This window comes from Longimonas haloalkaliphila, from assembly GCF_055379825.1.
Window position 1 is genome coordinate 2,687,990 of the sequence record NZ_AP043948.1, and the last position, 12,303, is coordinate 2,700,292.

A 12,303-nucleotide genomic window follows, 5' to 3' on the forward strand; every position below is an offset into this window, starting at 1 on the left:
GAACCGCTGTGAGAGCGCTTTTCGGAGAATGAATGGCTCTACGCCGGTCTTATAACTTCGTGGCCCAGCGCTGTGTTTGCGCGAAGCTGCAGAATTATAACGGGTTGTGCACCTCTTTGGGTACCTTCTATGCTGTACGTGTACTGTGCCGAGTAACGTTAACAAGAATACTCGCCCGTTTCGTTCACTCGTTCAGCAGACGTTGCAGCACACTGCTTTGCTCCCTCGCAAACAAAACAGTATGTGAGATAAGAGTAAGGTCGTCACGCTCAACCTGTCCGATTGTTACCTGCTCTGGACATATTGTCACGAATTGGCCTGATATTCCGACCAGCTACCATTATGTTAGAAAGCGGTCTATCGTAGACGTTCACACACGCCCCATCCCTATGTCGCTTTCTCACTCTTTGCGTTCAGCCTCAGTCGCTGCGCTTCTCTTATGCCTTGTGGCTCTACCAGCTGTTGCTCAGTCAGACCGGCCCACTGTTACGCAGACATTGGCCTTTGAAAACGCAACCGTCATCACCGAGCCTGGGAGCGAACAGACAGGCGTTACGGTTGTTGTGCGCAACGGAATTATTCGCACGGTGGATGCCGGCGCATCCATTCCGTTTGATGCCCGGGTCATCGACGCCGACTCGCTCTACATCTATGCCGGGTTCATCGACGGCTTCTCACATACCGGCATAGATATGCCGGAAGAAGAGGACGAAGGCAGCGTCGACGATCCGGGCAATCCTTCTGCTGCACGCGCCGGTGTGCAGCCCGAGCGCAAAGCATCAGCTTTCTTCGATGCTGGAGCAAGCCGCGTTAACCAGCTTCGCATGCAAGGCGTTACTACAGCCCACGTTGCTCCCGAGGGCCGCATGCTACCTGGACAGGGAGCCCTTGTTAACTTGCACGGGTCCAATGCAGAGGCCGCTACCCTCACAGAGGGGGTGAGCCTCTTCGGACAGTTCCGTGGCGCGCGCGGGTCGTGGCCGAATGTTGTATCGCCCAGCACCACCATGGGCGTCATCTCAATGATGCGTCAGGTCCTCCGCGAGACCGAACGCCGCCAGCAGCTTGAAGCAGCCTATGCCAGCGATCCGCAGGGCCGGCAGCGTCCCCCACGCGATGCCGCCCACACGGCCCTCATGCCCCTTCTCGATGGCGAACGCCCACTCATGTTTGCTGCTTCGTCCGCAGTCGATGCACATCGCATTCTTGCCCTACAGCGCGAACTGAACTTCCCTCTTATGATCGCTGGGCTCAAGGAGGGCTTCGACCTCCTCGACAGCTTGCAGGATGCGGACGTGCCGCTCTTCTTGTCGCTCGACCTGCCTGAGCGCACCGAACTCGACGAGGACGAGGAGCCGACTGCGTACGATCCCACGCTGCGCGTGCGCGAGGCCAATGATACCGAGCGCGAACGTGCGAACCTAGAGCAGCGCCTGCGCGCTGAACAGGAGCGATTCATCAATCAGGCAGTTACGCTCCACGACGCCGGGCTCTCTTTTGGCTTCAGCACCGAAGGCATCTCGCCAGGTGACCTGTACGGCCACCTACACACGCTCGCTGAAAGCGGCGTTCCCCACGACGTGCTTCTCGCGGCCCTCACAACCACACCGGCCCAGGCCTTTGGCGTAGACAGCCAGCTCGGCCGCGTAGCGCCCGGCTTTATCGCAAACCTCGTTGTTACCGATGGCCCTCTTTTTGACGAAGATACTGGCATCCAGCACGTTGTAGTTGATGGCCACCTGTACACAAAAGACGAAGCCGAGGCAGGGGAAGTAACTGGCGATGCAGAAGCCGTTACCGGTACGTGGACAATGACGCTCGAAACGCCACAGGGCGATATCGACATTGAAGTCCGCCTGCGTGGCGATAACACCGGACTCACCGGCAGCGTCGTTGGCCCCGATGGCTCTGAGGAGCGCCTGCAGTCGATCTCGTTCGATGGCGAAACGCTCTCGTTTGTCGTACCTGGCAGCCAGATGGGCGATGCACGCGTCTCAGGCACCATCGAAGAAGACCGCTTCGATGGCACGATCTCAGCCAGCGGCATGAGCTTCGACGTCACCGGACAGCGCACCAGCCCCGACCGCCGATAGGCCGCCCCGCACGCCCTCCCTCCTCTCGTTTTTGCACCACGCCCCGAATCCCCCATGCGAACCCTCTTCCTTCTTCTGCTAAGTCTCGGTCTGGTATGGACAAGCACCGCCCAGCCGGGCCCCGACCAGCTGCGTGCTGATGCCCCCAATAGCGTGCTCATCCAGAATGCAACCGTTCATACCGTTACCAACAGCACGCTCGAAAACACCGACATTCTCGTCCGCGACGGAATCATTGCCTCGATTGGCAGCAACCTGTCAGCGCCTGGTGGCGTGGAGACGTACGACGCCAGCGGCATGCATGTGATGCCGGGCATCATCGATGCTCACTCACACATTGCCATATCGGATGTCAACGAAGCAACAAGCCCGGTTACCGCACACGTAAGTGTAGGCGACGTGCTCAACCCCTACGACGTACGCCTCTACCGCGCGCTTGCCGGCGGCGTAACGACCTCGCATGTGATGCACGGCTCCGCCAACGCCATTGGCGGGCAGAACGAGACGATCAAGCACCGCTACGGGATGACACACCCCGATGCGCTTCGCATGGAGGAGGCTCCGCGTACAATCAAGTTTGCACTCGGCGAAAACCCGACCCGCGTGCACGGCGAGGGTAGAAATATCGTACCCCGCACCCGTATGGGCGTGGAGTCTGTGATTCGCGAGGCCTTTACCGAGGCGCAGCGCTATCAGGCCATGAAGGATGCGTACGAGGCCGGCAACCGCAACGCGCCACCGCCTCATAGCGAACGCATGGAGGTTGTTGCAGGCATTCTGAGCGGCGACGTGATGGTGCATGCCCATTCGTACCGCGCCGACGAGATTCTCATGCTCATGGACGTGCTGGAGGACTTTGGCGTAGACGAACTGGTTTTTCAGCACGTAAACGAGGGATTCAAGATCGCCCCCGAACTGGCTGCCTTTGGCGCTGGAGCCTCGATTTTTTCGGACTGGTGGGCCTTTAAGTTCGAGGTCTACTACTCCACCGCGTACAACGCAGCAATCCTGACACGCAACGGCGTTAACACGTCGATTAACTCTGACTCGCCCGACCTGAATCGGCATCTGTACCACCAGGCCGCGAAGTCGCAGCGCTACGGCGGACTGTCTGACAACGAGGCCCTCGCGCTCATCACCATCAATGCCGCCGAGCATCTCGGTATTGATAGCATGGTAGGATCAATTGAGGAAGGAAAGCACGCTGATCTCGCCATTTTCAACCACCATCCGCTTTCTATCTATGCCGTAGCGCAGCGCACTTACGTGGATGGTGTGGTGCGCTTCGACCGCGACGATGACCCCGACGACATGCGCCTGCGCGTGGATCCTGAGTCGGTTGTTGAGGAGACGTTTGTGTGGCACGACGCGGATACCCGCCACGGCGCTTGCATGCAGGGAACTGGTACGCATCTGCACGCCACCGAGTCGGGTCTGCATCTGCACCGCTGATTGTCGTAACGGCATCGTACTTCCCTCTTTCCGCCTGCGCACCCCTTACTCTACTTATGCCTTTACCCTCTCCCATGCTGCGAATCGTTCCCTTGCTGCTCTGCCTTGTTCTGTGGATGCCCACGGACAGCTTCGCCCAGAATACGCCCACCCAACGCACCGATATTGCCATCACGAATGCGCGCCTCGTTACCGTCACGAACGGCGTGATCGAAAACGGCACGCTCGTTATCCGCGCCGACACCATCGCGGCTCTCGGGGCTGATGTTGAGGTGCCCGACGACATCCCGGCACGGTTCAATGCAGACGGGCAGTCGGTCTATCCCGGCTTTATCGACAGCGGCACCCGACTCGGACTCGTTGAAGTCAGTTCGCTCTCTGAGACGCGCGACTTTAGCGAGATCGGCGACCTGACGCCCCACATGCAGGCCCTTACTGCCGTCAACCCAAACTCGGTTTCGATTCCGGTTACCCGGCTCAACGGCGTTACGACCGTCATTACTGAACCAAGCGGTGGGCAGTGGCCCGGCCAGGCGGCGCTGATCGACCTCTTGGGCTATACGCCCGAGCAGATGCATGTGGCGGGCGTCCAGTACATGGTCCTAAACTTTCCCTCAACCGGACGCCGAGGCACTGGCGACACGCGCGCTGAAGAGGAGATTGAGCAAGAGGCGAAGGAAGCCCTTGAGTCGCTAAACGAGCTCTGGGACGATGCTACGCTCTATGCCGAGATTCAGGCGCGCCAAGACGAAGCTGAACCCGGACACTTTACCGAGTATGCCCCGGCATACGACGCGCTCGTACCTGTCGTAACCGGCGAGCAGCCCATCATGCTCAAAGCCGACAAGGCTGCCGACATTCTGGATGCGCTCGCATGGGCCGAAGAGCGGGGCATTACAGATCAGATTGTGCTTAGCGGGGCATCGGAAGGGTGGCGTGTAGCTGATACGATCGCGGAAGCGGGAGTGCCCGTGCTTACCGGACCCGTCATTGCGCTTCCCTCCCGGCAGTCTGATCGCTATGACAAGCCGTACGCAAACGCCGGCCTCATGCACGAGGCGGGCGTTCAGGTTGCGCTCCGCACGGGCGAGGACAGCAACGTCCGCAATCTGCCATTCCACGCGGGTTTTGCTGCTGCATACGGAATGGGTTCTGATGCCGCACTGGAGGCCATCACCATCGTCCCCGCACAGGTTTTTGGCATCAACGACCGGGTCGGCTCACTGGAGGTGGGGAAACAAGCTACACTCTTCGTCGCCGACGGCGATCCGTTTGAACCGGCCACGCAGGTCACCCGGCTTCACATCAATGGATACAACGTACCGTTACAGTCTCGCCACACCGAACTCTACGACGAGTTTATCGAGCGCTCGCCCGGTCTTGACAAATAACGCCTAACGCTTAGCAAGAGCCCCTGCGCGGGTCAGGCGGACGGTCGCGCAGGGGTGCTTGTTCGCTGTATACACAGCGTGCGGTAGTGCCCCTCTGTGCGGTTGTGCCTCTGCGAGATGCCGTGTTGGTGCCGTGTTGGTAGGGTAGCACATGTGCTACTCGGGCACCGCCCAGGCCCACCAGTAGCCCTGGCGTCGGCCAAACGTGAGGTGCCAGTGGTCATGCGGCTCGCTGCGTGTTACGACAGCGCGAGCGGTTCCGGTGCGCGCATCCACTGCAAGCTGAATGGACTTCGGCGAGCACCGGAATCCGCTACGGCGTGCCTTTAGCACGGCTTCTTTGAGTGTCCACGCCAGGATGAGCTGCTCGTCGAACGAGCCGGGAAGCGTATGGAGCGTGTCGCGGTCGGCGGGGGCAAAGAGAAAGCGCGCCACGTCGGGGTCGCGCGGCTGGATGCGCTCCAGGTCAACCCCGATGGGCATTAGAGACAGCACAGCCAGCGCCCAGTTGCCGGAGTGAGCGAGCGAGCCATAGAGGGGCCCATCGAGCAAGAGACTGTCATCCGGCGCCACGTGGATGTGTGCGTCACCGGGTGCCACGCCTCGATGCTGTGCTACCAGACGTTTCAAGGCCGTTCGTCCCGCCACGAAGCTGCGCCGCCGGTTCGCATCCCCAAAAGAACGGAGCCGGGCTCGTTCGTTTGGACTCAAGAGGGCGGGCTGCCCGTCGGAGAGCGCACACCAGCGCGTGTATACCGCGGAGCGTTTCACGACGAGGCGTGATGTTTGGCGGAGAGTAGTTCGGCCCGATCGGCTTTGCCGAGCGCGTTCATGATACGGCGTTCCAGGCTGGTCTTGAGAGCAGCCACCTCTTCTTCCACGCTCTTGTCGATGTACATGGCATGGATGTAAAGCGTTTTGCCGTCTTCAGATACATCAATGCTAAGAGTGCCCGGCGTGAGCGAGATCAGGTTTGCAAACAGGGTGATGCCCAAGTCGGAACGCACGTCGAGCGGAATGGCGAGGATCCCTGCCCGCATATGGTACCCGGGCGTAAGCACCTCATACGCCACGCGTATGCTGGAACGCACCAGCTCCTTTAGGAAAAACCCGACCAAGAACACCTGATGGCGTAGGCGGTCGTCGTATGCGGCATCGCCCAGGAGCGGCTGCATGACACGTAAAACGACGTATCCGAGCACAAACCCGAACGCAAAATTACCGAGCGTGAACGCTCCCTGCACTGCCATCCAGATCAGCGCCAGGAGCAGGTTGAGCAATAGAGTCTTCATGGCCTAAGACGGCATCAATGTAAAGGTCAGCGTTCATGAGTTCGGTAGCAGCCTGGTTGCCCACCTCATACACCGGCCCGATAAAGAGGCTGATGCCTACGATGAGCACGGCTACGAGAGCAATGGGGACGTACAGCAGGCGTACGTTGCCCGCCAGCGGCGGTACAGTATCGGGCCGATCGGCCGGCTGATCGTCGTCGGCGCCTCCGCCTGGCAGGAAAGAGTACATCCATATCTTAGTCATGGAGAACATCGTCATGATACCCACCGCGAAGGCTACACCAACGATAATGTACTCCTGAGCCTGCAGGCCGGCAATACCCAGAATGAGTTTTCCCCAGAAGCCTGATAGCGGCGGAAAGCCCGCCAGAGCAAAAGCGGAGAGCAGAAACAGAATGGAGAGGCCGGGATAGTGCGCGTAGAGTCCTTTCAGCTTTTTGAGCGTAAAAGTGCCTTGCAGATGGCGCGTTACGCCGCTGATAAGGAAGAGATTTGACTTCGCGAGAATGTTATGGACAACGTAATAGATTGAGCCAATGAGCGCGAGTGGCGTAAAGAGCGCCAGCCCCATAATCATGTACCCGATCTGACTCACGATATGGAAAGAGAGGATGCGTCGGAAGTCAGTCTGCGCCGCGGCCCCGAGCACGCCGGTGACCATAGTGAGGCCAGCAATCCAGAGCAGGATAGTCTGGGTATAGCCATCTTGCACGTTAAACAGCAGCGTAAAAACCCGAATCATAGCGTAGACCCCCACCTTAGTAAGGAGTCCGGCAAAGAGCGCCATGATCGTGGGCGGTGGCGTGTGATACGATGCCGGCAGCCAGTAGAACAGCGGGAAGATAGCTGCTTTAATCCCAAAAGCAATCAGGAAGAGCATCGAGACTGTTGTGATAACGCCTGAGGCCCCCTCCATATCGGCAAGAATGGTAGCAATCTCTGCCATGTTGAGCGAGCCGGTAAGGCCATAGATAAACCCGATGCCTGCCAGAAAGATAAGCGACGACACCAGGTTGATGCTCACGTACTTGATGTTTGCGGTGAGCTGTGCGCGGGTGTTGCCAAGGGCCATCAGCACGAAGGATGCGATGAGCAGCACCTCAAACCACACGTAGAGGTTGAACAGATCGCCCGTCAGAAATGCGCCAGCAATACCGACCATGAGCAGGTTCATAAACGGATAGAACCCAAACTTGACCCGTCCAGGGTCCATGTCACCCATCGCATAGATAGCAAGCACCACCCCCATAATCGAGGATATAAGCAGCATAATCACGCTCAGGTGGTCCGCCACCAGCGTGATGCCGAAGGGCATCGGCCAGCCGCCGAAGGTCGTTGCCTGAATGCCTACGCTTGACACCCGAACGAGCAGTGCAATAGAGAGCCCGGCCATGCTGATCATGCTGACCAGGTTCACCCACGGCTGCACGGCTGGCGCACGCCGTAGCAGCAGCGCGATAACCGCAGCCGCCAGGGGAACGACAATGGGCAGGGCAAGCAACAGGTGGGTAGTCATGAGCAAGAAACGTTAAAGCAGAAATACAACAGCAGGAGGCATCGGGGCGGGTTACGCGGTGCCGTACACGTCGGGGTCAACCTCCTCTTCGCGCAGCACATCAGAGTCAACAGAGTTCAGGTCGCGGTTCGTACGGTATACCAGCACGAGTGTGAAGGCGAGGAGCCCAAACCCGATCACGATAGCCGTCAGGATAAGCGCTTGCGACAGCGGGTTTGCAATGGTTTCAGGGGGGACGGTAGCCCCAACTTCAATGAACGCCGCGTCGGCACGCGTCATGCGCCCCATGGTAAAGAGCAGCAGGTTTACCGCATTGGAAAGCAATACAATGCCGAGAATGAGGCGCACCAGGTTACGTCGCAAGATCAGGTACACGCTGATGGCGAACAGCGTACCGACAACAAAAGCCATTAGCGTTTCCATAGTAGAGTCAGGCGGTTAAACAACAGTAAAAATATATCAGCGCACAACGAGACGGGCTACTTTTGTGGATAGCCTTATCGCAAGACATCTTGGTATTCTTCTGGCACCTGCCCCCCCTCTTCCCGAGGAAAGAGCCCGAGGCCAAACAGATCAAGTTCGTAAATCACAGTGAGCACCATACCAACAACCAGCAGGTAGACCCCGATGTCGAAGAGCAAGACCGACCCAATCTTCATGTCTTCGCCCCCGAGCGTGAAGTATGCCCACAGTCCGGTAAGGATAGGCTCCCCAAAGAGGAGCGGGAGCAGTCCGCTAAGCAGGGCCAGGCCAACGCCAACGCTCATCAGTTCGAGTGGACTCACACGAAGCGTTTTGCGCGACAGCGCCGAGCCGTACGCTGCTGCGTAGAGCGCAAAGGCCCCGGCCGCAACGAGCCCCCCGATGAACCCCCCGCCCGATTCATCGTGCCCGCGTAGGAGCAGAAAGACCGAGAAGAGCACCATCAGTGGCGTGAGGAGCTTGACCGATGTTTGAAGGATCAGAGAACGAATCATAGTCAGATAAATGTCGCGTTAGCAGCGAGCAGGGAGCCGTCTGAGGCTACGCAGTAGCAGCGTGGGGCGATGTAACAAGGCTGGGCGCTTACGTATCAGGCTTGTCGACCGATTCAGCGATGTCGGCCCCGTTTGAATCGCCTGGTGCCGAGGCAGCGGCAGGCTGATCGGCCGAAGCAGGTGCATCAGCCAGCGTTTCTCTGCGCGGCTGATCGACCTTTCCTTCTGGTCCCTTGGAATCCCCTTCGTCTTCAGAATCTGCGCTCTGGTACGACAGAAGCGTATAGATGCCGAATCCAGCGATCATAAGAACGACAATCTCCCCGAGCGTATCGATGGCACGGAAGTCCACCAGAATTGTGTTCACAATGTTGCGGCCTTCGGCCTCCGTGTACGTATTGGCAGCGTAGAAATTAGCCATGCTGCTGTCAAACGGGTATTGCAGCGCAACCAGCATAAGTCCGGTAATCACCGCTCCTACGCCCACCGCGATGAGTGCATCGCGTATGCGCCCGGCGCTACTGACCGACTCTTTCAAATTAGGAAGCTCAATGAGCACCAGCGCAAACAGGATAACGGTGAGCGTTTCGACCAGAAACTGCGTCATCGCCAAGTCGGGCGCTCCGAACGTAAGATACACCAGTGCGAGACCGATACCCGATATGCCAAGCGAAACTACGGCTGCAAGGCGTGATCGCAAGAAGATGATCGAGATGGCCCCACTCACAATGAGAAGCGCAATGGCCCCATCGTAAATCTGCAGTCCTGAGAAATCGATGACGAATCCGCCAAGCTCCTGGCGTAGGAACGTACCTCCTACGAGCAGCACCATAAAGCCGAGTATGGTGGCAATGTAGTAGCGCAACACCCCATTCTGCAGGATGCGCGTCTGCCACTTGGCAAGGCCGAGAATACCATCAATGACGCGGTCGTACCCGCGGTCGAGGCCTGAGCCAAAGGCGCGCTCAAAACCACGCCCGATGGCGTGATTGCGCATCGCCGGAGTAGCAAAGTAGAGCGCCACCCCCGAAGCTACCGTGATCGCACTCAAAAGCAGTTCAATAGTGAATCCGTGCCAGAGCACCAGATAGAGCGATGTAGGCTCTCCCATTACGGCTCCGACAGCCGGCCCGAGGAACGGATCGCCAAACCATCCGGGAAAGAGTCCGAGCAGCACGCAGAACGCAGCCAGTACGACGGGGCCAAACCACAGCCCGACCGACGCCTGGTGGGCATGTTCGGCGGCCTCACTTGGGCTGCCCCAGAATGGTTTTAGGGCCAGGAGCCCGGCTCCCGCAACGAGCGCAATGTTTGCAAGAACGGATACGCCCGCAATAGCTGTTTCTGCAACGCCTCCATTCAAAGCCGCTTCGTAAACGATCTCCTTGCCAATGAACCCAAAGAACGGCGGGATACCTGCCATGGAGAGCGCGGCCAGTCCAGCTGCTGCAGCTGTAATCGGCATCTTGTGGCGGAGTCCGCTCAGCTTCGTAATGTCGCGCACATGGATGCCATGGTCTACAGCCCCTGTAATCATAAAGAGCGTAGCCTTGTAGAGCGCATGCACGAGCACAAACAGCATACACGCTTTCAGCGCAATCTCAGAGCCGATGCCAAGAAGCATCGTAAGCAGCCCCAGCGCCATCACCGTGGTGTAGGCCAGCACCCCTTTCATATCGGTGTACTGCAGCGCCAGCCAGGCGCTAAGCAGCATGGTGAGCGCCCCGAAGCTTGTCACGACGATTACCCAGAAGTCGGTGCCAGAGAGCGCCGGATGCAGGCGGGCCATCACGTAGATCCCCGCTTTCACCATGGTTGCCGAGTGCAGGTATGCACTTACCGGCGTAGGTGCTTTCATGGCGTTGGGCAGCCAGAAGTAAAACGGAAACTGCGCCGACTTCGTGAAGGCCCCGGCCAGCACCAGAATTACGATAGCAACGTAGAACTCGCTCTGCTGAATGAGCGCACCCTGCTGGATAATTTCAGAGATCTGATAGGTGCCCGTCACCATGTACATCAGCACAAACCCGACGAGCAGCGCGAGTCCCCCGGCTTTGGTAACAAGCAGGGCCTGCCATGCCGAACGCCGCGACTCTTTGCTGTAGTGGTTGAACCCAATCAGCATGAAAGAGGCGAAGCTAGTGCCCTCGAAGAAGATATAGAACGTAAGCAGGTTATCAGCCAGCACCATCCCGATCATGGATGCCATGAACATGGAAAGGTAGCTGAAGAACCGTCCGAGGTGATGGTGGCCTTCCAGATAAGCGCCTGCATAGATGTAGATGAGCGCGCCTACGCCGCTAATCAGCAGCGCAAAGAATAGGCTGAGCCCGTCAATATAGAAGCTCAGCGAGACGGTAAACGCCTCAACCGCAACCCAGTCAAACGAGGCCGAGACGGCACCTCCATCTTGAACTGCCGCCGTGTAGGTCGCCAGATACGCTACGATGCCTGTGGGCACAAGCGCATACATCCACCCCGACAGGCGGCCCAACGACCGCGTAACCCACGGCGTGAAGGCAGCCAAGACAAATCCTGCAAAGACAATAGCTAAGATACCCATGAAGCACTCTCAGTCAAAGAAAACGACCTACTACGGACACACGTTGCGGCACACTACGAGGAGGGCGAGGGATTACCCGCCTCATTGCGGTCGGCGTTCTGTGGGCGTACCGCTGCTACCTGAGGCATGGGGCCCCCCTCGGCTTTGCGGTCTTCCTTGAATTGATCGATCACTGTACCTTCCCAGAGCGTTACGCCCATCCGTTCGCCAGAAGCGTATGATGCACGCCCCATCATGTGAGCAGCCACAGGAGCTGTGAGTAACATAAACAGCACCAGAGCTGTTGCCCGTGCGAAGATGCTCAGTGTCGGATATGTTAAAAACACGGCAACGGCAATCAGCATGACGCCGAGGGTTCCCGCTTTGGTGGAGGCGTGCATACGCATCGGGACGTCGGGAAGGCGAACGACACCAAGTGCCGCAATGAACACAAAGCCTGTGCCTGCCAGCAGGAATACTATCAAAAGCAGATCAATGATCGCGTTCATAGAGCGTAAAGACTATCGGCAAGAAGAGTACAGGATAGAAAGCAAGCGTGGAGTACCGCGCGTCACGATGAGGTCGTGTCGGAGGTGCTGCTTACGAACTCGAGGTATCGTGAAAAGGCTACGGTACCCAGAAACGCAATGAGCGCAAGAACAAGCGAGACCTCAAGGAAGAGAGGCTTATTCTCAGCGATGGCATACACCAGCATAATGGCAATGGCGATGTATGCAACCAGGTCGAGCCCCACGATCCGGTCAGGAAGCGACGGGCCACGAACAACGCGGTAGAACGCAAGCAACACCGAAAGACTCAGAATTGCCATCGATATGTAGATGGCTCCGTCGACAAACGCATCCATTACTTTTCTTGCTTCTTTTTTTGCTCCAGGGGCATTACCAGGTGCCACCAATGATGATGCTCAGCGCGACGTAGGCCAACGGCGCCAAGCAACTCACTAACGGGTAGACTTGGGGCTCTGCTTATTACCACAACACAACGGTTATTGCATGTTAAACCGCACGTATGGTACGCTA

Annotated in this window: 11 protein-coding genes; 3 read left to right on the top strand and 8 right to left on the bottom strand. The window is 58.1% G+C overall.

Annotation, left to right across the window (positions count from 1 at the left end):
- Positions 1–446 precede the first annotated feature (446 nt).
- From ACZ48V_RS10515 to ACZ48V_RS10525, 3 genes are all read left to right on the top strand, one after another.
- Positions 447–2,093: an amidohydrolase family protein gene (locus ACZ48V_RS10515; protein WP_464538915.1), complete on the top strand. Its 1,647-nt coding sequence runs from the start codon at positions 447–449 to the stop codon at positions 2,091–2,093.
- A 54-nt stretch (positions 2,094–2,147) separates the two neighbouring features.
- Complete coding sequence (locus ACZ48V_RS10520) at positions 2,148–3,545, top strand: amidohydrolase family protein (RefSeq protein WP_464538917.1); 1,398 nt, start codon at positions 2,148–2,150, stop codon at positions 3,543–3,545.
- Between the two features lie 116 nt (positions 3,546–3,661).
- A complete protein-coding gene (locus ACZ48V_RS10525; protein ID WP_464538919.1) occupies positions 3,662–4,936 on the top strand; it encodes an amidohydrolase family protein in 1,275 nt (424 codons plus the stop codon).
- 156 nt (positions 4,937–5,092) lie between these two features.
- On the opposite strand, the gene ACZ48V_RS10530 is transcribed toward ACZ48V_RS10525, so the two are convergent.
- From ACZ48V_RS10530 to ACZ48V_RS10565, 8 genes are all read right to left on the bottom strand, one after another.
- The gene (locus ACZ48V_RS10530; protein ID WP_464538921.1) at positions 5,093–5,707 is read right to left on the bottom strand and encodes a 4'-phosphopantetheinyl transferase family protein; all 615 of its coding nucleotides are present in this window, start codon (positions 5,705–5,707) and stop codon (positions 5,093–5,095) included.
- Positions 5,704–6,186, bottom strand: coding sequence for a Na+/H+ antiporter subunit E (locus ACZ48V_RS10535; protein WP_464538923.1), 483 nt, complete (start codon positions 6,184–6,186; stop codon positions 5,704–5,706). Before ACZ48V_RS10535 ends, ACZ48V_RS10530 begins: the two co-directional genes overlap by 4 nt.
- Positions 6,155–7,744: a Na+/H+ antiporter subunit D gene (locus ACZ48V_RS10540; RefSeq protein ID WP_464538925.1), complete on the bottom strand. Its 1,590-nt coding sequence runs from the start codon at positions 7,742–7,744 to the stop codon at positions 6,155–6,157. Before ACZ48V_RS10540 ends, ACZ48V_RS10535 begins: the two co-directional genes overlap by 32 nt.
- A 51-nt stretch (positions 7,745–7,795) precedes the next feature.
- Complete coding sequence (locus ACZ48V_RS10545; RefSeq protein WP_464538927.1) at positions 7,796–8,167, bottom strand: NADH-quinone oxidoreductase subunit K; 372 nt, start codon at positions 8,165–8,167, stop codon at positions 7,796–7,798.
- A gap of 74 nt (positions 8,168–8,241) precedes the next feature.
- Complete coding sequence (locus ACZ48V_RS10550) at positions 8,242–8,721, bottom strand: Na+/H+ antiporter subunit B (RefSeq protein WP_464538929.1); 480 nt, start codon at positions 8,719–8,721, stop codon at positions 8,242–8,244.
- An 88-nt stretch (positions 8,722–8,809) separates the two neighbouring features.
- Complete coding sequence (locus ACZ48V_RS10555) at positions 8,810–11,284, bottom strand: putative monovalent cation/H+ antiporter subunit A (protein WP_464538931.1); 2,475 nt, start codon at positions 11,282–11,284, stop codon at positions 8,810–8,812.
- Between the two features lie 53 nt (positions 11,285–11,337).
- Positions 11,338–11,772, bottom strand: coding sequence for a monovalent cation/H(+) antiporter subunit G (gene mnhG, locus ACZ48V_RS10560; RefSeq protein WP_464538933.1), 435 nt, complete (start codon positions 11,770–11,772; stop codon positions 11,338–11,340).
- Between the two features lie 62 nt (positions 11,773–11,834).
- The gene (locus ACZ48V_RS10565) at positions 11,835–12,128 is read right to left on the bottom strand and encodes a cation:proton antiporter (protein ID WP_464538935.1); all 294 of its coding nucleotides are present in this window, start codon (positions 12,126–12,128) and stop codon (positions 11,835–11,837) included.
- Positions 12,129–12,303: the final 175 nt, after the last annotated feature.

Bases quoted from the DNA above. Each gene is read 5' to 3' on its own strand.
- ACZ48V_RS10520 (WP_464538917.1), top strand. From the start codon at position 2,148: ATGCGAACCCTCTTCCTTCTTCTGCTAAGTCTCGGTCTGGTATGGACA.
- ACZ48V_RS10525 (WP_464538919.1), top strand. From the start codon at position 3,662: ATGCCCACGGACAGCTTCGCCCAGAATACGCCCACCCAACGCACCGAT.
- ACZ48V_RS10535 (WP_464538923.1), bottom strand. From the start codon at position 6,186: ATGGCAGTGCAGGGAGCGTTCACGCTCGGTAATTTTGCGTTCGGGTTT.
- ACZ48V_RS10540 (WP_464538925.1), bottom strand. From the start codon at position 7,744: ATGACTACCCACCTGTTGCTTGCCCTGCCCATTGTCGTTCCCCTGGCG.
- ACZ48V_RS10545 (WP_464538927.1), bottom strand. From the start codon at position 8,167: ATGGAAACGCTAATGGCTTTTGTTGTCGGTACGCTGTTCGCCATCAGC.
- ACZ48V_RS10550 (WP_464538929.1), bottom strand. From the start codon at position 8,721: ATGATTCGTTCTCTGATCCTTCAAACATCGGTCAAGCTCCTCACGCCA.
- ACZ48V_RS10555 (WP_464538931.1), bottom strand. From the start codon at position 11,284: ATGGGTATCTTAGCTATTGTCTTTGCAGGATTTGTCTTGGCTGCCTTC.
- mnhG (WP_464538933.1), bottom strand. From the start codon at position 11,772: ATGAACGCGATCATTGATCTGCTTTTGATAGTATTCCTGCTGGCAGGC.
- ACZ48V_RS10565 (WP_464538935.1), bottom strand. From the start codon at position 12,128: ATGGATGCGTTTGTCGACGGAGCCATCTACATATCGATGGCAATTCTG.